This window comes from Acinetobacter lactucae (assembly GCF_013122135.1).
In the GTDB taxonomy this organism is placed as follows: Bacteria; Pseudomonadota; Gammaproteobacteria; order Pseudomonadales; family Moraxellaceae; genus Acinetobacter; species Acinetobacter lactucae.
Genome location: NZ_CP053391.1, coordinates 878,933 through 900,438, shown reverse-complemented (window position 1 = coordinate 900,438; position 21,506 = coordinate 878,933). Strand labels below are relative to the sequence as shown.

The following is a 21,506-nucleotide window of genomic DNA, read 5'->3' as shown; positions in this document are numbered from 1 at the left end:
CATTTTTTTATATCGTTTTTGTTGATTAAAGGCTACTTACTTTCTTATCGGCATCTTCAGGGGCTACTGCCGTTGCCAAGTTAAAGTGGGCGGGTGCATCACCGGGATGTAAAATCACAGGAACACTTTTTGAAGCCGGAATCTTGGCATATTTATCATGACTGCTTAACGCCACCAAAGGATTAGTTTCCGGATAGTAAGCGGCTAAGCTGCCTCGCGGAATGTTGTACGGCACAATACGGAAACTATGCACGATACGCTTCACACCGTCGGAGAAAACACTTTCAATATCAACCCATTGATTTGCTTCAAAGCCAGCTTCATCAATATCGGCTTGGTTCATAAACAACACACGGCGCTGACCAAATACCCCACGATAACGGTCATCGAGACCATATAAGGTCGTATTGTATTGGTCATGAGAGCGAGTGGTCATTAAGGTATAAACTTTACTCTCGGTATATGCGGCAGCGTACTGATTTTCTTTATCAGCATAGACCTCACTCAGAGGTGTAATCATAAACTGCGCTTTGCCACTTTTTGTATTCCAGATGTGCTGATTGGCCGGATGCTCTAGGTGAAATCCACCTGGTTTATAGACACGTAAATTAAAGTCATGGAACTCATCAAAGACGTCAGCAATTGAGTCACGAATACGATCATAACTTTCAATGTACCATTTCCATTTAATCTTGCTGTCTGGCAGCACCGCTTCAGCCATACGGGCGACAATGTCTGGTTCAGACAAAATATTTTCAGAAATTGGGGTATTACGCCCTGCCGACAAATGAATATTACTCATCGAATCTTCGACTGAAATGGCCTGTGGGCCATGAAGCTGCTCATCAATTTCGGTACGTCCCAAACAAGGCAAAATGAGTGCCTCTTTACCACACACCAAATGACTACGATTCAACTTGGTGGCAACGTGAACGGTTAAATTACATTTTCTGAGCGCTTCTTGAGTATACGGTGTATCTGGCGTCGCAACGGCAAAGTTCCCACCCAAACCAATAAAGACTTTGACCTCGCCTTCAGCCATGGCTTTGATGGTTTCAACCACACCAAAACCATTTTTTCTCGGTGATTTAATCCCAAACACACGGTCAATGTTGTCGAGTAATTTGGGACTAGGTAGCTCATTAATACCCATAGTGCGGTCACCTTGCACATTACTATGCCCACGAACTGGACAAAGCCCTGCACCCGGTCTACCAATTTGACCACGCGCCAACAATAAATTTGCCAGCATATGTACATTGGCTGTTCCGTGGCGGTGTTGAGTAATACCCATTCCCCAGCAGAAAATTGAACGCTCAGACTCTAAAAACAGTTTGGCGAGTTTTTCTAAATGCTCTGGTGATAGCCCCGAGTGTTTATAAATATCTTCCCACTCAGTTCTCTCGATCTCGGCAATCATCTCATCAAAACCGACTGTATTGACCGCAATAAAATTTCGGTCAAAAACGCTTGGTTTACCTGAAGCAAGCGCTTTTTTATCCCACTCATTTAAGTGCTTTAAAATCCCTAACATCAGTGCGTAGTCACCACCAATTTTAGGTTGGAAATAATAGCGACTAATCGGTGTACTACCATTGGTCATCATTTCAAGCGGAGCTTGCGGGTCTTGGAAACGCTCTAAGCCCCGCTCTTTAATTGGGTTAATCGCAATAATGTTACCGCCGCGTTTAGATACTTCACGTAAAGTACCTAACATACGTGGATGGTTGGTGCCGGGGTTGTGCCCAAAACTAAAAATAGCATCGGCTAAGTCAAAATCTTCTAGGGTGACTGTGCCTTTTCCTAAACCAATCGAGTCAAGCAAACCAACACTTGTGGTTTCATGGCACATGTTCGAGCAGTCTGGAAAGTTATTTGTACCAAAGCTTCGCACAAATAATTGATATAAAAATGCTGCTTCGTTACTGGCACGGCCAGAGGTATAAAATGCCGCTTGGTATGGGTTGTCTAGCGCATGTAAATGTTCAGCAATGAGTTTAAACGCATCGTCCCATGAAATAGGCAAATATTTATCGGTTGCAGCATCGTAGCGAACTGGGTCTGTTAAGCGACCTAAGTCTTCGAGGAAAAAGTCACTTTGCTCTGACAGCCAACTAACGGTATGTCCTGCGAAATATTCAGGAGTCACTGTTTTACTGGTTGCTTCAAAGGCAACTGCTTTTGCACCATTTTCACAGAAGTTAAAGGCATGAGCATCTTTCTTTTCTGGCCATGCACAGCCGGGACAGTCAAAACCTGTAGGCTGGTTAATATTGAGTAAGGTAATTGAACCTTTACCTAAAATATCTTGTCGCTTTAAGTTTCGAGCAACACTTAGCAGTGCACCCCACCCGCCAGCAGGATGAGTGTATGGCTCAATTCGCGCAAAACCGTTATTTTCCTGTATGTGCTTTTGTTCTTCTGAATTATCCACTTTGTCATCCTCTTAATTCTTCTTAGGCATTCAACAAATCCAATAAAACCACAAATTTAATTATGCTTATATTAAGAATCGCTGCTGTCTAGCTTGGGGGTAGAGTCCACTTGGTATATTATTCACCATATTTTAAAAACCTGGCTCAACTGTTCTTATAATATGTGCCATATTTTTTACAATTACAATCATTCAAGCCAACCACGCTATTTATAGAAAAATATATAAAACAATGAGTTAAAAAGATAGAAACTCCGCCTTTTACAGATCAAAACATTATTAGTTTTCATTCTTAACAGAAGAGAAACTCTTTAAAATTGATGCTTACATGTCTTTATGTATGGTTTTTTTGGATTAAGCAGTATAAAACAATTAAAAATCTATCCACATTAGAGCACTTATGAAGGTTGTGATCGCTCCTGACTCATTTAAAGACAGCTTATCTGCTTTAAACGTAGCTCAGGCCATTGCCAAAGGATGGCAAGAAGTTTTTCCTCATGCAGAAACGATTTTATGCCCTATGGCCGATGGCGGCGAAGGAACCATTGAAGCTGTTTTAGAAGTCTGCGAGGGGCAATGGCGTGAAAAAACTGTGGTTGGGCCATTAAGTCAGCCTGTTCAGGCAAAATGGGGCTGGTTAGAAAAACAAAAAATCGCCATGATTGAAATGGCTCAAGCGAGCGGCATACAGTTAGTTCCACCGGCTGAGCGTGATGCTTGCCACAGCACAACGTTTGGAACAGGCCAGCTCATTCTGGATGCTTTAGATGCAGGCGCAAAAGACATTATTTTAACTGTGGGTGGTAGTGCTACTAATGATGGTGGCACAGGATTACTGAGTGCTTTAGGTGCTGTTTTGCTCGATGCCAACCAAAAGGTTTTATCCGCAGGTGGTCTCGCTCTAAGCAACCTATCAAAAATTGATTTAACACATTTCGACTCACGTATTCAGCACACGCGGTTTTTACTAGCTGCCGATGTGACCAATCCACTTTGCGGACCAAACGGCGCATCTCATATTTTTGGTCCACAAAAAGGGGCTTCCCCTACTCAAGTAAAGTTACTTGATCAAGCGCTTGCCCATTTTGCCGATGTCTCGGCACAACTTTTAGGTTTCGATAAACGAGATGAAGCAGGCTCTGGCGCTGCTGGCGGTTTGGGCTTTGCAGCCAAAAGTTATTTAAATGCAGACTTTAAAGCTGGAGTCAAAGTCGTGGCTGAACTGAATCGGCTTGAGCATAAAATTTCTGACGCAGATTGGGTCATTACCGGTGAAGGTAAATTTGACCAGCAAACCTTAAGCGGTAAAACCGTTTTCGGGGTAAGCCAAATTGCCAAAGCCCACAATGTTCCTGTCATTGTGATTGCAGGAACTTTAGGCCAAGGCTATCAAGCACTTTATGAGCACGGCGTTACGGCTGCTTTTTCGCTAACAAATGGTCCCATCACATTAGAACAAGCCTGCGAACATGCGGCAGAACTCATTTATGAAAGAACAGTCGATATTGCGAGGTTAATTCAGCTTAGCCAACCAAGTTTTAAAGCTTCAAAAGCTTAATCGGCTAACTTTAAAAGACTATCTTTACAGCTTTCCAATATTTCATCGCTAAGGTTTGATTGGTCTGGGCATGCGCGAGACAAGGCAATTGCTCCTACGGATTGAGCAAGAATATTAATAGCTTGCTTTCTCAACTCTGGCGCTTCCAAAGAAGCTTGTTTTGCACGTTCATTCATAATGAACTGAATAAGTTGCTCAATGCCCTCTTCAAATTCGACTTTTACTTCGTCTGGTTGTCTTGCAGCATCACAAGATAATGCTGTTAAGGTACATCCCAAATCTCGATTATCTCGATGAGTGCGAGACACATAAAGCTGAATAAATTGAGTTAAGTTTAAGCCTTCTATTCTTTTTAAAACTTGCTCAAGCCCATGTTTAACAGTAATTGAGACAAGGTCTGTTTTAGAGCTGAAATGTTTATAAAACCCACCGTGGGTAAAGCCTGCGCTAGACATTAATTCAGCAATGCCGACACCGTCGTAGCCTTTATTACGAAACAGTTGAGTCGCCTTCTCGACAATTTTTTCTCGGTTTTCTTTTACCTGAGTTTTACTGACTTTCATGTTGGCCTACCCACTTTTACTCACTCTACTCGTCATAATTATACATTGATTATGATTGACATCAAAACTTGTATATTTTAGATTATACTCATCATCTAAAAATTAAAGCGTGGAGACATCACATGTCAGCTCAATCAAAAGTACTTATTACAGGAGCTTCGTCAGGAATTGGTTCTGTCTATGCAGACCGATTTGCTCAACGTGGCCATAACTTAATCTTGGTTGCACGAGACACCAACCGCTTAGATAAAATCTCAAAAGATCTTCAAGAAAAATACGGCGTACAAGTCGAGTTCATTCAAGCCGATCTATCAAACGATCAAGACATCAGTAAAATTGAAGATGTACTCAAAAACGATGCTGATATTGAAATTTTGATAAATAACGCTGGGATTGCATTAAACGGAAACTTTTTAACTCAAGATATTAAAGACATTGAAAAACTCATTAATTTAAATATGACTGCGGTTGTTCGTTTGTCTCATGCAATTTCTCAATCACTTATACATAAAGGTAAAGGCGCAATTATTAATTTAGGCTCTGTGCTTGGATTAGCGCCTGAATTTGGTTCTACCATTTATGGGGCAAGTAAATCTTTCATCCAATTTTTTAGCCAAGGCCTATATTTAGAATTAAAAGATCATGGCGTGCATGTTCAAGCCGTGTTGCCTTCTGCAACTAAAACCGAAATTTGGGAACGTTCAGGCATCGACTTAAGCCAAGTCCCACCATTAATGGATGTCAATGATTTGGTCGATGCGGCTCTGATTGGTTTTGATCGTAAAGAAACGATTACAATTCCTGTGCTGAAAGACGAAAATCAATGGAATAATTTTGAAAAATCACGTATCACATTACTACCAAACTTTTCTTCGGCTGATGTAGCCCAACGTTATAAAAACTAACGAGTACCGCTACCCAACTCTTAAGTAGGAAAATCTTATGAATGTTATTGATGCCATCCGTAACCGCCGCGCAGTTAAACGCTTCGACCCTGCTTTTCAACTCTCTGACGATAACAAAAAGCAGTTATTACAAGAAGTTTTAGCAAATGCGCCAAGCGCTTTTAACTTACAACATTGGCGTCCAGTCATCATTGAAGATACTGAGTTAAGACAAAAAATTCGCACCATTGCTTGGGATCAACCACAAGTTACAGAATCATCATTACTGATTGTGTTGTGTGCAAAAGTAAATACATGGGAAGTTGATGCTAAGCGTGTGTGGGATGGCGCGACTCCAGAAGTACAAAATATTATGGCTGGCGCAATTGACCAATATTATCGTGACCGTCCGCAAACTCAACGTGACGAAGTAATGCGTAGTGCAGGTATTTTTGCTCAAACTTTAATGTTACTTGCTCAAGAGCATGGTTTAGACAGTTGCCCTATGGATGGTTTTGACTTTGACGCAATGGCAAAGCTCATTAACTTACCTGAAGATCATGTGGTGTGTTTAATGATTGCTGTTGGTAAGTCGGCTTCCGAGCCTTACCCACGCGTGGGCAAACTTCCTTACGATGATGTCATTATTCAAAATACATTCTAAGTTTTTAGTCAGATTTTAGGCCCTCATGCTATTTATAGCATGAGGGCCTAATTGTTAATGACATTCTGTTTTGTAAAATCATTTGGCTTTTTTGGTGTTTAACTTATTGGTTAAACGACGAACTAAAAGAAAAAATAAAGGTACAAAGAAAATAGAAAGTAGAGTTCCCGAAATCATCCCACCAGTGACGGCGATACCAATTTCTTTTCGGCTCACAGCTCCTGCTCCTGTAGATACAGCCAATGGTAGAACACCTGCAACAAAAGCCAGAGATGTCATAATAATTGGCCGTAATCGCTGACCAGCACCTTCAATAATGGCATCCATTAATGCCTGACCAGCCTCTAACTTGGCTGCCGCAAATTCAACAATCAAAATAGCATTTTTGGCAGAAAGTCCAATGGTGGTAAGCATAGCGACCTGAAAGTAAATATCGTTAACAAAACCTGCCAGACTTGCAGCAACTACAGCCCCAATAAGACCTAAAGGAATCACTAGCATGACAGAGACAGGAATAGACCAACTTTCATAAAGTGCTGCCAAACATAAAAAGATAAAGATGATTGAGGCTAAATATAACCAGATCGTTTGGCCACCCGCTAGCTTCTCTTGATAAGACAACCCACTCCACTGAAGATTAAAACCTTGTTGTTGGTCTACTAACTCCTGCATCTTATCCATAGCCCCACCAGAACTCTCACCAGCTGCCGCAGAGCCTTGTATTTGAACGGCTGAAAGACCGTTAAAGCGTTGCAGCATTTGAGGGCCCATCTGCCATTTCACAGAAGAGAAGCTAGAAAATGGCGTCATCTCACCAGTAGCACCGCGAACATACCATTGCCCAATATCTTGGGGTAAGGAACGATAGATTGCCTCTCCTTGCAAATAAACTCGCTTAACACGTCCCTGATCTATGAAATCGTTAATATAAGATCCGCCCCACGCTGATGACAGCGTATTACTAATATCTGCTTGGGCTAATCCAAGAGCACTGGCTTTTCTTTGATCGATATCGACTTGTAACTGGGCTTTATCTTCTAAGCTATTCAAACGTATTGCAGCTAGGCCAGAATCAGCATTTGCTGCTTTTAACACATTATTTTGTGCTGCGAGTAAAGCATCTCGTCCTTTATTTTCAGCATCTTGCAACCAAAATTCAAAGCCACTAGATTGCCCAAGGCCTCTTACAGCAGCGGGTGAAAGTACCTGAACACGTGCGTTACGCAGTGACTTAAAATGTGCATTTGCACGAGCAATCACAGCTTCGGCTGTATTTTCACTACCTTCTCGGTCATCCCAATGTTTGAGTCCGGCAAATGCCATTCCCACATTTTGACCACTGCCTGCGTTATTTCTACCCATCACCATGAAAATCACATTAAGATTATTCTTTTCTTTCGTCAAAAAGTAATCTGCAATCTGGTTACCAACCCGCTCTGTTTCAGCTAGTGTCGTGCCTACAGGCGTACTAAATTGAACCATAACCGAGCCTTGGTCTTCTTGAGGTAAAAACCCCGTATTCATACGCGTATATTGCCAACCTAACAAAGCTGTAATAGCTAAGAATATGATCATAAATATTTTGGGTTTACCTAAAACAGCAACTAGCTTTGTGCGGTAGCCTGACTGCCCTTGTTCGACTTTACGATTGAACCAAGTAAAAAATTTTCTCTGCTTATGTTTTTCATTTGCAGGTTTGAGTAAGGTTGCACATAGCGCAGGTGAAAGTGTTAAAGCAACAATTGCAGAAAGTACCATAGCCGATACGAGCGTTACCGAGAATTGGCGATAGATAATCCCGACAGAACCACCAAAAAATGCCATCGGTAAAAATACCGCCGCAAGTACCATGGCAATACCAACGAGCGCGCCAGATATTTCTTGCATGGAAATTAAGGTGGCTTGCCGAGCATCAAGATTTTGCTCATGCATAACCCGCTCAACATTTTCCACGACCACAATTGCATCATCTACAAGCAAACCAATTGCCAAAACCATCGCAAACAAAGTCAGTGTATTAATGCTATAGCCCAATACGCTCAACACCCCAAATGTTCCTAACAATACAACTGGAACGGCAATTGCCGGTATTAAAGTCGCACGCCAGCTTTGCAAGAATAAGAACATGACAATAATGACGAGAACAATCGCTTCAGCTAAAGTTTTAATCACCCCATTTACCGAAGCTTCGACGAAGGGCGTACTGTCGCGTGGGTATGCAACTTTTAAACCCGCTGGCATAGAGGCAGTTAAACGCATGACCTCAGCCTTAACTCTCTCAGCCGTTTCTAATGCATTGGCACCAGAAGCAAGTTGAATAGACATACCCGAAGCTGGCTTTCCATTCAGACGTGTAGAAGTCTGATAACTCTCTGCACCACGCTCGACTCGGGCAACATCTTTAAGTAATACAACCGCACCATTGGTTTGTGTCCGCAAAATAATATTTTCAAATTGGCTCACGGTTTGTAACCGAGATAATGCTGTTACTGTTGCATTTAGAGCCTGCCCATCACGCGTGGGTAATGCGCCTAATTCTCCCGCTGTAATTTGAGTGTTTTGTGCTTCAATTGCGGTTCTAACGTCTGATGGCATTAATCCATAACTGTTTAATTTATGAGGATCAAGCCAGATGCGCATTGCATATTGGGCACCGAATACAGTGATTTCACCTACCCCATCAACCCGACTTAATGGGTCTTGAAGTGTGCTCACCATATAATCGGAAATATCTACTGAAGATCTACTTCCACTTTCATCATAAAGCGCAAAGACTAGTAAACTATCGCCTTGTGACTTTGTTACAGTGATCCCTTGCTGCTGAACCTCTTGAGGCAATCGACTCAGCGCCTGATTCACAGCATTTTGCACCTGCACCTGAGCAGTGTCAGGATTGGTATTCTGATCAAAACTGAGACTTATCCGTGCTTGACCCGCCGAACTACTACTCGATGAAAAATAAAGTAGGCCATCAATCCCTTTAATTTGTTGCTCCAAAATCTGGGTAACACTGTCTTCAACAGTTTTGGCGGATGCGCCCGGATAATTTGCAGTAACATTTACACCTGGTGGCGCAATATCAGGATATTGCTCAATGGGTAACGTTAAAATCGAAATCGTCCCCAATGCCATAATACAAATAGAGAGGACCCAAGCAAAAATAGGTCGTGCAATAAAAAAACTCGACAACATACGCAATCCTCAACTCATTGGGGTAGGTTCAATCGTCATGCCGACACTTAAGCCTTGCAGACCCTCAACAATGACTTGATCTCCTGCTTTCAAGCCAGAGGTCACTAACCAACGATTATCAATTGCATCGCCTAGAGTAATTTTTCGTTGCTCGGCTTTATTATCTTTTCCAACAATCCAAACAAGTGGATTTCCTTCTGCGTCTCGGAACAGCGCACCTTGAGGAATTAAGACGCTGTTAGGACGTGTTCCCGTTCCAAGTTCTGCCCGCACATACAGGCCGGGCAATAACGCATTATTGGGATTGGGAAATGCTGCACGTAAGGTGACACTTCCTGTCGCCTCATCTACAGCAACATCACTAAACTTAAAAGTCCCCTGTTCTGCATAGGCAGTGCCATTCTCAAGCTTCAAACGTACTGAAAGTTCAGTCGGTTTTATTCCATTTTCAGTAAGCTGTTTACGCAGCGCCATATATTCATCACTCGACTGGGTTAAATCGACATACATCGGGTCAAGTTTTTGAATGGTTGCTAAAGGGTCTGTTTGAGCCGAAGTGACTAAAGCACCGCGTGTAATTGAAGAGCGTCCTATCCGTCCTGAAATTGGCGCACTAACTTGTGTGTAACGTAAATTGGTTCGTGCTGTTTTCAGTACAGCTTCATTTACGGCAACAGTCGCTTTCGCTTGCTCATATGCACTTTGAGCATTATCAAGCTCTTGTTGACTCACCCCATTTACTTTAATTAATTCTTTATAACGCTCGGCTTGAAGGCGAGTCGAATTTACAGTGGCTTTTGCTAATGCAAGATTACCAGCGGCTTCATCCACGCCATCCCGATAGAGTGATGAATCAATTTTATAAAGTGGCTGCCCTTTGCTTACTTGCGTGCCTTCCTTAAATAATTGCTCTATTACTACTCCATTGACTTGTGGACGGACCTGAGAAATTTCAGAGGCCACCGTTCTACCAGCCAATTGATAGGTAGATTCAATCGTCTCTGGTTTTATAGTGATCGTACTCACCTGCTGAATATTTTTAGGGGCAGGCTGATCAGAATCACATCCATTTAAAAAAACCAATAACGGCAATAAATATAAAAACTTACGATAATTAAAACTTAGATCAAGCATATCTGGGACCCCAGACTTATAGACAATTTATTTACTTTACTGTAAAGTAAATAAATAAGATGTGCAAGAAAACCGATATGTTAAAAAAATCTCCAGGTCGTCCCTCTCGAATTCGCCCTACTATCATTGCTGCAGCACGCGAACTATTTCTAGAGCATGGATTAGAAGTTCGTTTGGAAGCTATTGCAGCTAAAGCCGGCACAAATCGACAAACTTTATATAACCACTTCCCGACCAAGACAGCTTTACTTATTGAAGTCTTTGATCATTTAAAAGCAGAAATGGAAGCACCTTTTATTGAGCAGCATGAATTGAAAAATAAGCGTCTAGATCAATTATTGTTAGAAATTGGACAGTCTGTACAAAATCATTTTTATCATATTGACGTCATTCGCCTGCAAAGATTGCTGATTATTGCCTTAGTTGAAATGAAAGAAATTCTTCCTAAAATTCAACAACGTACTCAAGGTAATATAAAAAGGTCTTTAACCGATATTCTTGTAACTGCACACAATGCTGGTATTGTCAAAATTGATCAGCCAGAGGAAGCAACTAAGGCTTTCCTCGGTGCGGTAATGGGTTATACCTATCCCGCTACGTTGATTAGTGGAAATATCCCAACTCCAGAAGAACTACAGCGGTTAAATCAAGAAGTTTGCCAAACCTTTTTAAAAGCATGGCAATATAAAGAATAACTGTATAAGCAATAAAAGCTCCGTATTTAGAGGGGCTTTTATTGTCTAAATCACACTAAACAAGTGTAATAATTTGGTCTTAGATTCATTCTAAAGCATTGTTTTAACGTGAAAATAAACCATAACTTCATATAAGCGCTGCTATATTAAGTTATTTGTGATGTCTTAAATTTAGTTCTTGAGAACGGCGTATGGTAGACAATCGATAGGAAGGGCTACGAATCGCAAACATCGGGTCTTGAACACTTTCTATTCCTATACTTAATGTTGTAGGGTCAAAAGCTAAATCTTGATTTAACCTCAACTGATCATCTCCAACTTTATTAAGCGTGATCGTTCCTAAATCAATAATTTCATGTGGACCTAGCCATGGTTGACTAATACGCATCACATCATCTCCTGGTTTCGAAACTTGTAGTACTAAATGATATTCGACAGGTGCTTTCTTTAATTGTTCAACGAGATCTGTTTGTAAAAAGTTCTTATCCTTCACGCTTGCATTTTTGTCACTTAAGTATTGAACTCCTAGAATTGGCTGAACTTGATAGCGCCCTAACGTTATTTGATGATGTTGATTAATAAATTTAAAGGTGTGCAGTGGATAAAATGCCGTGGTTGCAAAACTTTTGGGTGTTTGACCAAGTAAGGAAAAAAAATGCTTACTCGCTTCATGAGCATTTATATAATTTGAAAATTTATCTGGATCACTTTCCGCTTGATTGGCAACGCTTAAAAAATTTAAAAACTCTTCTGGGGTATCCGCAGGGAAACCTTCTACTGAATGACCAACGATATTTGTGTGTTGATTGTTCGGTAAAGCAAATCGAATTGCGATACCACGTGGACTCGCTTTTGGATTTTGGTCTTCAATATTGGGGATACCTGTTGAATTTGATAAACGAACGATAACGGGAACACTCTGAGAAAAATGGGGAGCAGTTGAAATAGAAGAGGCTTGTTTAGATGGGGTAAATAAGCCCGTTAAGACAATCCCTTTTGCATGATTAACACGGTAGCCTGCTACTTCCTTTTGATTACCTTCGTATAACTTATCAATTAAATGACTTGCAATAGGCTCATTAAGTTGAGATGAATTTTTCACAATATTTTCTCCCGCAAGTACATGTTGAGAATGAAATATTTGGATGAATGCAATCAAAAATAAATATAATTTTTTCATTAGAATACCCGTTAAACTTATGCTTTCTAACAAACTATTTAACCAACCACCACGCCATCTTTTTAGTTAGAAAAGGCATGGAAATATAGGTCATGAGCCAAGAAATAATTAAAGAAATTGGTAATCCAATTAGAACCCGTGGAAATGTATAAATATGCTGTGCAAGATAAAGAACAATTAGAGGTATGCTGAGTGCCCATGGCAACACACCAATCCAAGCCAGTACAAACTGTTTCCATCGCTTGGGTTGATTTACTTTTGGGGCTTTGAACCAAAAGTCAGGATCGACATATGTCTGATACTGGTCGCCATATAATAGACATGGTTTCACTTCATTTATGATGAGCAAACGGTTATCTGATTTAAACCAACTTTCTGCACTATCGATACTTTCGAATCTCAGAATAACGACATAACGCATACCCTCACCGACGGGCCGGAGTATATCTAAAGACTGAAATCCAGAATGCTGACTAAGAAAGTACCGGAACTTTTCAATACTTTTTTCATAAGCTTCACTATGTAACCGATCAACATCATGAATGATGACACTTGTCACAGAAGACATTAGATTCGGCACTTGTCCAATAGAATCATTGCGAGAGAATGTCATATAGGGTCAGCCTATAAAATCAATTTTGAGTATAAGTTTTTGGATTCAAAGCTGCGGGCAAAAAACTCTCTTACCCGCATCAATTGAAAAAGACTACTGATTTAAACTAATCAACCAAACCAGAGGTGATCGTTATATGCTTATACTCAATAAAGTCATCCATTGCGGCGACACCATTTAGACGACCTAAACCAGACTGTTTAAAGCCACCCTCTTCGAACTCATCATAAACCACCGCCCAATCATTGATCCAAATGGTTCCTGCATCAATTTCACGAGCAACTCGTAAAGGACGATTAACATCACGAGTCCAAATACTGGCTGCCAAACCATATTCATTGTCATTTGCAAGTGCAATCGCTTCTGCTTCGGTATCAAAGACCTGTAACGTCAAAACTGGACCAAAAGTTTCCTTCTGAATAATATCCATTGAATTATCAGTCACTTCTAGCAAAGATGGTCGATAAAAAGCACCTTTGGCTAAATCACCTTCTAAGATTGGACCACCACGGACAATAACTTTTGCACCTTCATTAATCGCTTTTTCGACAACTTTATTGACACGCTCCACATTAGGTTTATCAATTAGCGGTCCCATATCGCTTGATGGATCAGATGCTGGGCCAACATTTACAGCTTCTAAACGAGCTGCTAACAATGTTTTAAGTTCTTCAACAATCGGCCGTTGTACTAATAAACGAGAACCTGTCATACAAAATTGACCAGCAAATACAGTTAATGCCTTTTCAATTTTAGGTAACACTTCAGTAAGGTCAGCATCCTCAAATACGATCATTGGTGTTTTACCGCCAAGCTCTAAACCAAAACGCTTTAGATGCTGAGCACCTACTGCAGAAATAGCACGTCCTGTCGTGGTGCTTCCAGTAAAGCTAATTACCGGTACATCAGGTGAAGCAATAAGTAATTTAGAACCATCTCCACCAGATTCACTAAAGATATTAACTACACCTTTAGGTAAAGAAGATACCTCCGAAACAACCTTCGCAATTAATGCATTGGTCTGGGCTGTTTGACCGGGCATTTTGACTACAGTAGTTGCGCCTGCGGCTAAGGCTGGTGCCAACGAACGAATTAATAGAACAACAGGTGAATTCCACGGAACAATAATGCCAGCAACACCCATTGCTTGTCTTAAACTTATAGAAAAGCTACCTGCTTTAGGCTCCAGAGCACGACCATATTCAGTCATGGTTAACGAGGCATAGTAACGTAATTTGGCAGGTACCATGCTGACTTCAAAACCAGCCTCAGCTTTTATTTTTCCATTTTCTGTCGATAAAATTTCAATCAACTCAGGTGTATATTTTTCAAATGCATCAGCTAATTCATGCAACACGCGTGCACGTAGTGAGCGATTATCTTTCCAATCAGTATTTCTAAATGCATCTTTAGCAGCTGCAATCGCTGTTGCAGCATCCGCTTCAGTAGCATCAGCGTATTGACCAATCACGGAGTAGTTTGCAGGGTTAATTGAATCTTTATGTTCAGCAGAATCGACCCATTCACCATTTATCCAGTTTTTTGCAATATTAGACATTTTGTTTTCCTTAAGCATTTGTATATAAATTCGCAATATGTTCAGCGGTTGCAATAACAGTAATATTTGTTGCAACAGATGGAACATCCGGGAAAATTGAAGCATCAACGACACGTAAGCCAGTTACACCGTGTACTTTTGCTTCTAAATCTACAACTGCATTTGGATCACTTAATTGCCCCATCGGCGCGCTTGCCACAGGATGATGATAAGTATCTAATGTTGATCGAACAGAGGCTAAAATAGCTTCATCACTATCTGCTGCTGGTGCAATTTCACTATCAATTAAATCTGATAATGGCGCAGTTTGACCGATCTTACGCGCGAGCTTAATTCCTTCGAGTAGACGGGCTTTATCCTGATCTGCTGCAAGAAAATTTAAGTCAATTTTAGGAGCTTGTAATGGATCTTTACTTTCAATCCAAATGCGCCCTCGAGAAATTGGTCGGGTTAATGCAACCGCCAACACAAAACCCACTTTAGTTGGGCTCATTTCATGAGGAAATAAATGAGTTGCAGTGATATGTAAATCGAGTTCACCTGAAGCTGCACTTGAACTATTTGTCCAGAGTTTTGCACCAATCACTGGAGATTGATCCCCTATTAGGTCAGGTTTTGCTGCATAGGCATTGTAATAAAATGGATGATCCATCAAATTTAAGCCTACTGGTAAATCAGCAATAACAGGAATACCTAATTTATTTGATTGATCTGACGGTCCAACACCTGAGCGTAAAAGAATCGCTGCGCTTCCATATGTTCCTGCCGACAAGATCACTTCTTTCGCGTGTATTTCTTCACCTGATACTAAACGGACACCCACCGCTTTTTTACCATCAAAAACAACACGATCTACCATACTATCTGCACGAATAGTAAGATTTTCCCGACTGCGAACATCCTCTGTCAAATAGACAATACCTGTATTGACGCGCACGCCATTTACGATATTCATTGGATATGGGCCAACCCCATTGGCATCTGCACTATCAAAATCATCAATAGCTTTGTAACCATTTACTATCGTTGCTTTCACGAATGCATCTTGCATGGGGGTAATATCTGCTTGAGTTAATTGCACGATAGGCAGCGGACCAGAACGTCCATGAATTGTGTCATCGCCACCATGTCGAGTTTCTAATTTTTTAAATGATGGTAATAAATCTTCATAACTCCAACCGGGCAAATTCCAACGTTTAAAATCTTCAGGACGGGAACGAATCGCTACAGCACCATTTACGGCAGAACTTCCACCCAATATTTTTCCGCGGATTGCACCAATCTCATGATCGATATAACCAGTTTTTGTTTTATAACCCCATTCAAACTCAGGGTCTAAGTTAGCACCTAAAACATCACTGTTAGAGATAACTCTTGGATAATTATATGGTTCAGGTGAATGGCCTGCTTCTAGTAATAAAACATGACGATTTGCTTGTTCACTTAAACGCGATGCTAATACAGCACCCGCAGAACCGCCTCCAACGATAATTACATCAAGAGTTTCAGAGCTGTGCTGACTAGACGGAAGTGCTGTAGATGCTAGAGTTGCTTCATTTTGTATCGAATCTTTATAGTTACCTGATGACATCATTCTCACCACTTATTTTTAACGTGGTTTTAGAATAAAAGTCTTTACTACGCTTCAATAGGTAACAAAGCTCGAATCAAGGGTTCTTATTTTTAGAACACTTTTAACTATTGATTTAAATTTAAGCCCAATGCCTTTGCAATATCTATTTCCCATTTTGGAGGATTTCCAATTTTTTCAATCAGAAAATTAGAGATTGCATGAATTTTAGGCGAAGCTCTAAGCGAACGTTTATAGACCACAGAAATATTGCCGCCAGAGGGACGAAACTCAGGTAATACTACTTTTAACGATTGATCACAAATAGCAGGCGCAGCAATAAATCCCGGTAAAATAGCTAAACCAAGCCCTGCCTTAGCTGCTTCAAGTAATTGGTGTGCACTATCAGTTCGCATGGCTGTACGTATACGAAAAGATTGATATTCACCATTGACTGGTAATTGCAACATACCATGCGACTCTCTAGCCATATACAGCAATCCATCATGATGATTTAACTCATCTGGATGCTTAGGTGTTCCAAATTCCTGCAAATATTCGGGACTGGCACAAATATAGTGGTGATTGGCGGTGATACATTTAGAAATTAAATCAGAATCCGAAAGCTGCCCCATACGAATTGCGACATCATAATTTTCCTCATGCAAACTGACAAAGTTATCTGTCGATTCAATATCTAAATGTAGATCGCGATGTAATTTCATGAATTCTGCTAAATATGGCGCAAGGTAATTAATACTAAATGCCATTGGCACAGCCAAACGAAGACGGCCTGTAAGACTAAAATGAATTGACTTTACCGACTCCTCTATCGCATTGAGTTCTGTAAGCAATCGTATGGAACGCTCATAAAACTCTTGTCCAGCCTCTGTTAAAGTCATAACCCGTCCACGATTAATCAACGACACCCCTAGCCGGGCTTCTAACTGTTGCATTCGTTGACTGATCACAGATTTTGTAGTGCCAATTCGCTTTGAAGCCTCAGTAATACTGCCAGCTTCGACGATTGCAATATAGGTTTGCATCTCAACAATTTGATTCACTTAGCCGTACTTTATTAATTTATTTATTGTCAGTAATCACGAAATGATTCATCAAATCAAGTTTTGTTTCAAATCAAATTATAAGATTTTTTAAGATCAGTGCTTTAATCGACCTCGAACCTTAGCGAAAAAACTGCACATTCATATAGATTCAATACATTTCTGATGAACCAAAATTATGAACACTTTAGATAAGAGGTCTCATCACTAAAACTTTGGAGCATTTTCAAATCATATCGTTTTAAAAATTTAGTTAACTCAAAAAACCAAATATCATATGTTTAAGAATATAACTAAATACCATATCCCCCATCAATATTGATGTTTGCACCTGTGATATAACCCGCATGTTCGCTACATAACCATGAAACTAATGCCGCAATTTCGCTTTTATGACCATAACGCTTAATCGCCATAATATCTATGAGGGAGCTTGCCATTTCACCATCAGCTGGATTCATGTCGGTATCAACTGGACCTGGTTGAATATTATTGACCGTAATAAATCGCTCACCTAAATCACGTGCCATACCTTTAGTTAATCCTTTAATAGCTGACTTAGTCATGCTATACAAAGTCAATCCTTCTGTAGGCACTCGTTCGGCGTTAATACTACCTATGTTAATAATACGGCCATAGTCTGGCATATGTTTAGCAGCTTCATTAGACGCCACAACCACACTTTTTATATTCACGGCCATGATCTTTTCAATTTCTTCTAATGTCACATCTTGTATTTTGTTCATCACAAAAATACCGACATTATTGACTAAAATATCAATTTTCCCGTAAGCAGTAACAACATGATTAATCGCTTCTATGATTTGCTCTGGAGAGCCACTATCTGCTTTTAATGCAATTACCTTCGACCCGTTGGCATTCAGTTCATCAACTAAATGATGAGCTGCCTGATCTGAGTTAGCATAAGTAAAGGCTACTGTTGCACCCTGCTCTGCTAATTTAGACACAATAGCAGCACCTATACCTCGTGAACCACCTTGTACAAATGCAATTTTATTACCTAAATCATGCGATAAAGTATTACTCATAACTTACTCCTTTTATAAGTTATATAACTGACTTTAAATAAATTATTTTTACCTCACCTATAGGCTCAAATAATTAATCGTATTTCTTTAAAGTTTTGATCAAAGCCTCATGAAATAGTTTCGGGTTTTGCATTTGTGGCGAATGTCCCATACCTGCAAATTCAATTAATTCAGCGTTTGGAATTAATTTCGCAGCCTCTTTACCCAGAACGCTATATTGACCAATTTTCTGTTTAACTTCAGGTGGAGCTATATCACTACCAATTGCAGTCGTGTCACCTGTGCCGATATAAAGCAAGGTAGGCACTTTAAGATCAGAGAATTCATAATAGACAGGTTGAGTAAAAATCATGTCGTAAATAAGAGCAGAGTTCCAAGCGACTTTTTCATGTCCCTTCCCTGCATTTAATCCAGCTAACATATCTACCCATTTGTCATACTCAGGCTTCCATTGGCCCTGATAATAAGTTTTTAATTCATAAGCCTTAATGGACTCAGTACTCACTTTTAGTTCACGCTGATACCATTGATCGATACTGCGATATGGAACCCCTTTTGCTTTCCAATCCTCTAAACCAATTGGATTGACCATTGCGAGAAGTTTTGTTTCTTTCGGATACATAAGTGCATATCGCGTTGCGAGCATGCCACCTGTTGAATGTGCCAATAAAATAGGTTGTTTAACACCTAACTTATTGAGTAAAGCATGGGTGTTCTGTGCAAGCTGTTGGAAACTATATTGATAATGATCGGGTTTACTAGAGGTACAGAAACCGATTTGATCGGGAGCAACCACCCGATAACCATTTTGTGTCAGAAAATTAATGGTTTCTTCCCAAGTTGCAGCACAAAAGTTTTTGCCATGCAAAACAACCACTGTTTGTCCATTAGGCTTTTTGGGTTGAACATCCATATATCCCATTTTTAGATTCTGCTGCTGGGATGAGAAGTTAAAATATTGGAGTGGATAAGGATATTTAAATCCTTCTAAATGCTCTCCATACATATTATTTGCATAACTGACTGACGAAGCAGTGAGACAAGCAAAAAATAAAGACAAGAATGGAAGTTTATTTTTCATCTTTCATTTCTCTCGACCAAATAGGGATAAGGATGTTTTATCTGAGTTACATCCGAATTCGAGATCGATTCGAATGTAAAAGTTTTACGAATTATTTGAATAAAAAATTGGATAAACTTTTCTCGACGCCTTCAGGGTTTTCTTCAATTAGCCAATGACCTGTGTTAGGTAAAATTACGGCTTCTAACTTAGTAGGATCTTCAACAAACTTTGATCTCATCTGCTTAATTAATACTTCATTAACACCTTTCTCTCCACTGAGCGCCATTGCAGGAATAAATAACTTTTTGTTATTTGCTAAAAGTGCTTCATTTTGTAGGGCAGAGTCTTTCTTTGAGCTGTAATAACCAAAGGCTGCTTTTAATTTATCTCGAGTTGAATACGGCTCAATCAACTCAGCAAGCAACTCAGGCGTAAAAATTTCTTTTTTACCTGCATAAGTTTTAATAAAGTATGTGAAAAATAAATTTGGATCATTCGCAATTTGTTTTTCAGCAATATCTCCAAAACTAAAATAACCAAAATGCCACCCTAAACCCGGCCCTTTTGGTGAATACCCAGGATGGTTAAATGTCTCCATATCTGGAATTGGAGAATCCATAAAGACAACTTTTTTAATGTAATCTTGATTATTTGCAACTAGTGGGTAAGAAGCCGTATTTCCTATGTCATGACTAACATAATAAATAGGCTCATTCTTGGTAATTTCTTTTATCGCACTTAATAAAATTTTCGATACATTCTCCGCGGAGTAATCATCGTTAAGTAGTGGAGTAGATTGGCCCAAACCCGGCAAATCAATCGCAATGACTTTATGGTCTTTCATATACGAAAGCATCACTGGTTCCCACATTTTCCATGTCGAACCAAAACCATGAATAAATACAATCGGTGTACCTTTAGACCCACCTTCAACGTAATGGAGTTTTACGCCTTCAGACTCTATAAACTTACTAGATAGACCTTTTGCATAAGAGTATTGCCCTAGCCCATTAGATTTCACTTTATTAAACATTTGTTGTGAAACGGCTGGTGGTGTATCGATAGACTTTAAATTTGGATCATATTCTGCTTTTGCATATGGTGAACTAACTAAAATAAAAGCTATAGAAATGGATATATTTTTGAAATATCTAATCATATTAATACTCTATTAAATATAAAAAGTAATTACACCCAAGTGCAAATCTTGGATGTAATTATCTTCTTAATTATTTAAATAAAAAGTTAGATAAGCTTTTTTCGATGCCGTCAGCATTTTCTTCAACCATCCAGTGGCCTGTGTTTGGCAAAATGATAGCTGTGTATGTGGATGGATCAGCTACAAATCTTGCTCGCATTTCTTTAACCAAAACATCATTTACCCCTTTTTGACCTGTAAGTGCCATAGAAGGTATGGTTAACTTTTTACCACTAGCAAGTAATGCTTCATTTTGACGAACTGAATCGGCATGTGAACGGTAATACCCAAAAGCTGCTTTTAATTTATCTCGAGTCGAATACGGCTCAATCAGCTCAGCAAGTAGTTCAGGTGTAAAAATTTCTTTTTTACCTGCATAGGTTTTAATGAAGTACGAGAAAAATAAATTTGGATCATTTGCAATTTGCTTTTCAGCAATATCACCGAAACTAAAATAACCAAAGTGCCAGCCTAGGCCTGGACCGTCTGGGGTATACCCTGGATATTCGAACATCGCACGATCTGGAATCGGTGAGTCCATAAATACCACTTTTTTGATATAGCCTTGGTTATTTGCAACCAGTGGATAAGAAGCAGAATTTCCTAAATCGTGACTGACATAATAGATTGGGCCCTTACCAGCAATTTTCTTAATCGCACCAATCAAGGTTTTTGATGTATTTTCTGCTGAATAATCATCGTTAAGTATTGGAGCTGATTGACCCAGACCCGGTAAATCAATCGCAATCACTTTATGGTCTTTCATATACGAAAGCATCACTGGTTCCCACATTTTCCATGTCGAACCAAAACCATGAATAAATACAATCGGTGTACCTTTAGACCCACCTTCAACGTAATGGAGTTTTACGCCTTCAGACTCTATAAACTTACTAGATAGACCTTTTGCATAAGAATATTGCCCTAGCCCATTAGATTTCACTTTATTAAACATTTGCTGTGAAACGGCTGGTGGTGTATCGATAGACTTTAATTCTTGATCATATTCTGCATTTGCTTGACCCACCCCAAATACACCAATTGCGGCAGATAAAGTCATTACTTTAAAAAGTTTATTCATTTTCTT

The 21,506-nt window shown here is 39.8% G+C and carries 17 protein-coding genes; 4 read left to right on the top strand and 13 right to left on the bottom strand.

Translation table 11 applies throughout. From position 1 onward, the window contains the following. Positions 1-25: 25 nt before the first annotated feature. Positions 26-2,434 (bottom strand): FdhF/YdeP family oxidoreductase, encoded by a 2,409-nt coding sequence (locus HLV59_RS04210; protein WP_171429397.1) that lies wholly within the window; start codon positions 2,432-2,434, stop codon positions 26-28. A 400-nt stretch (positions 2,435-2,834) separates the two neighbouring features. Here HLV59_RS04210 and HLV59_RS04205 point away from each other — a divergent pair, with 400 nt between their 5' ends. After that, on the top strand, positions 2,835-3,992 hold the full coding sequence (locus HLV59_RS04205; protein WP_171429396.1) for a glycerate kinase: 1,158 nt from the start codon (positions 2,835-2,837) through the stop codon (positions 3,990-3,992). On the opposite strand, the gene HLV59_RS04200 is transcribed toward HLV59_RS04205, so the two are convergent. After that, complete coding sequence (locus HLV59_RS04200) at positions 3,989-4,555, bottom strand: TetR/AcrR family transcriptional regulator (RefSeq protein WP_171429395.1); 567 nt, start codon at positions 4,553-4,555, stop codon at positions 3,989-3,991. The genes HLV59_RS04205 and HLV59_RS04200 overlap by 4 nt on opposite strands. 122 nt (positions 4,556-4,677) lie before the next feature. Between HLV59_RS04200 and HLV59_RS04195 the strand changes: the two genes are divergently transcribed. Together HLV59_RS04195 and HLV59_RS04190 are read left to right on the top strand one after the other, a co-directional pair. Next, positions 4,678-5,460: an SDR family NAD(P)-dependent oxidoreductase gene (locus HLV59_RS04195; protein ID WP_057085832.1), complete on the top strand. Its 783-nt coding sequence runs from the start codon at positions 4,678-4,680 to the stop codon at positions 5,458-5,460. A 37-nt stretch (positions 5,461-5,497) separates the two neighbouring features. Next, entirely contained in the window at positions 5,498-6,103 is a 606-nt protein-coding gene (locus HLV59_RS04190; protein WP_032057642.1) for a nitroreductase family protein, read from the top strand. Between the two features lie 78 nt (positions 6,104-6,181). Here the strand turns inward: HLV59_RS04190 and adeE are convergent, their stop codons facing one another. Continuing rightward, the gene (gene adeE, locus HLV59_RS04185; RefSeq protein ID WP_171429394.1) at positions 6,182-9,295 is read right to left on the bottom strand and encodes a multidrug efflux RND transporter permease subunit AdeE; all 3,114 of its coding nucleotides are present in this window, start codon (positions 9,293-9,295) and stop codon (positions 6,182-6,184) included. A gap of 9 nt (positions 9,296-9,304) precedes the next feature. Then, positions 9,305-10,429, bottom strand: a complete 1,125-nt coding sequence (adeD, locus tag HLV59_RS04180; protein ID WP_171429393.1) for a multidrug efflux RND transporter periplasmic adaptor subunit AdeD — start codon at positions 10,427-10,429, stop codon at positions 9,305-9,307. 77 nt (positions 10,430-10,506) lie between these two features. On the opposite strand from adeD, the gene HLV59_RS04175 reads away from it, so the two are divergent. Next, positions 10,507-11,124, top strand: a complete 618-nt coding sequence (locus HLV59_RS04175) for a TetR/AcrR family transcriptional regulator (RefSeq protein WP_171429392.1) — start codon at positions 10,507-10,509, stop codon at positions 11,122-11,124. Positions 11,125-11,275: 151 nt separating this feature from the next. Here the strand turns inward: HLV59_RS04175 and HLV59_RS04170 are convergent, their stop codons facing one another. The 9 genes from HLV59_RS04170 to HLV59_RS04130 form a co-directional block, all read right to left on the bottom strand. Then, positions 11,276-12,226: a catalase family peroxidase gene (locus HLV59_RS04170; RefSeq protein WP_171429391.1), complete on the bottom strand. Its 951-nt coding sequence runs from the start codon at positions 12,224-12,226 to the stop codon at positions 11,276-11,278. Positions 12,227-12,338: 112 nt separating this feature from the next. Then, entirely contained in the window at positions 12,339-12,917 is a 579-nt protein-coding gene (locus tag HLV59_RS04165; protein ID WP_171429390.1) for an antibiotic biosynthesis monooxygenase, read from the bottom strand. Between the two features lie 106 nt (positions 12,918-13,023). Beyond that, entirely contained in the window at positions 13,024-14,475 is a 1,452-nt protein-coding gene (locus HLV59_RS04160) for an aldehyde dehydrogenase family protein (protein WP_171429389.1), read from the bottom strand. 10 nt (positions 14,476-14,485) lie between these two features. Then, entirely contained in the window at positions 14,486-16,069 is a 1,584-nt protein-coding gene (locus HLV59_RS04155; protein ID WP_171429388.1) for a GMC family oxidoreductase, read from the bottom strand. A 104-nt stretch (positions 16,070-16,173) separates the two neighbouring features. Beyond that, complete coding sequence (locus tag HLV59_RS04150) at positions 16,174-17,109, bottom strand: LysR family transcriptional regulator (RefSeq protein ID WP_171429387.1); 936 nt, start codon at positions 17,107-17,109, stop codon at positions 16,174-16,176. 293 nt (positions 17,110-17,402) lie between these two features. Continuing rightward, on the bottom strand, positions 17,403-18,158 hold the full coding sequence (locus tag HLV59_RS04145; RefSeq protein ID WP_081172947.1) for a 3-oxoacyl-ACP reductase family protein: 756 nt from the start codon (positions 18,156-18,158) through the stop codon (positions 17,403-17,405). Positions 18,159-18,231: 73 nt separating this feature from the next. After that, on the bottom strand, positions 18,232-19,239 hold the full coding sequence (locus tag HLV59_RS04140; RefSeq protein ID WP_171429386.1) for an alpha/beta fold hydrolase: 1,008 nt from the start codon (positions 19,237-19,239) through the stop codon (positions 18,232-18,234). Positions 19,240-19,330: 91 nt separating this feature from the next. Next, positions 19,331-20,380 (bottom strand): alpha/beta fold hydrolase, encoded by a 1,050-nt coding sequence (locus HLV59_RS04135; RefSeq protein WP_081172943.1) that lies wholly within the window; start codon positions 20,378-20,380, stop codon positions 19,331-19,333. A 70-nt stretch (positions 20,381-20,450) separates the two neighbouring features. Then, positions 20,451-21,500 carry an alpha/beta fold hydrolase gene (locus tag HLV59_RS04130; RefSeq protein ID WP_081172941.1) on the bottom strand — a complete coding sequence of 350 codons (1,050 nt, stop codon included), beginning with the start codon at positions 21,498-21,500 and terminating at the stop codon, positions 20,451-20,453. Between the last annotated feature and the right edge of the window lie 6 nt (positions 21,501-21,506).

What these genes read in the sequence shown, in the direction of transcription:
- HLV59_RS04160 (WP_171429389.1), bottom strand. Translation starts at nt 14,475, where the DNA reads ATGTCTAATATTGCAAAAAACTGGATAAATGGTGAATGGGTCGATTCT.
- adeE (WP_171429394.1), bottom strand. Translation starts at nt 9,295, where the DNA reads ATGTTGTCGAGTTTTTTTATTGCACGACCTATTTTTGCTTGGGTCCTC.
- HLV59_RS04155 (WP_171429388.1), bottom strand. Translation starts at nt 16,069, where the DNA reads ATGATGTCATCAGGTAACTATAAAGATTCGATACAAAATGAAGCAACT.
- HLV59_RS04175 (WP_171429392.1), top strand. Translation starts at nt 10,507, where the DNA reads ATGTTAAAAAAATCTCCAGGTCGTCCCTCTCGAATTCGCCCTACTATC.
- HLV59_RS04190 (WP_032057642.1), top strand. Translation starts at nt 5,498, where the DNA reads ATGAATGTTATTGATGCCATCCGTAACCGCCGCGCAGTTAAACGCTTC.
- HLV59_RS04205 (WP_171429396.1), top strand. Translation starts at nt 2,835, where the DNA reads ATGAAGGTTGTGATCGCTCCTGACTCATTTAAAGACAGCTTATCTGCT.
- HLV59_RS04200 (WP_171429395.1), bottom strand. Translation starts at nt 4,555, where the DNA reads ATGAAAGTCAGTAAAACTCAGGTAAAAGAAAACCGAGAAAAAATTGTC.
- HLV59_RS04145 (WP_081172947.1), bottom strand. Translation starts at nt 18,158, where the DNA reads ATGAGTAATACTTTATCGCATGATTTAGGTAATAAAATTGCATTTGTA.
- HLV59_RS04165 (WP_171429390.1), bottom strand. Translation starts at nt 12,917, where the DNA reads ATGACATTCTCTCGCAATGATTCTATTGGACAAGTGCCGAATCTAATG.
- adeD (WP_171429393.1), bottom strand. Translation starts at nt 10,429, where the DNA reads ATGCTTGATCTAAGTTTTAATTATCGTAAGTTTTTATATTTATTGCCG.
- HLV59_RS04195 (WP_057085832.1), top strand. Translation starts at nt 4,678, where the DNA reads ATGTCAGCTCAATCAAAAGTACTTATTACAGGAGCTTCGTCAGGAATT.
- HLV59_RS04140 (WP_171429386.1), bottom strand. Translation starts at nt 19,239, where the DNA reads ATGAAAAATAAACTTCCATTCTTGTCTTTATTTTTTGCTTGTCTCACT.
- HLV59_RS04130 (WP_081172941.1), bottom strand. Translation starts at nt 21,500, where the DNA reads ATGAATAAACTTTTTAAAGTAATGACTTTATCTGCCGCAATTGGTGTA.
- HLV59_RS04135 (WP_081172943.1), bottom strand. Translation starts at nt 20,380, where the DNA reads ATGATTAGATATTTCAAAAATATATCCATTTCTATAGCTTTTATTTTA.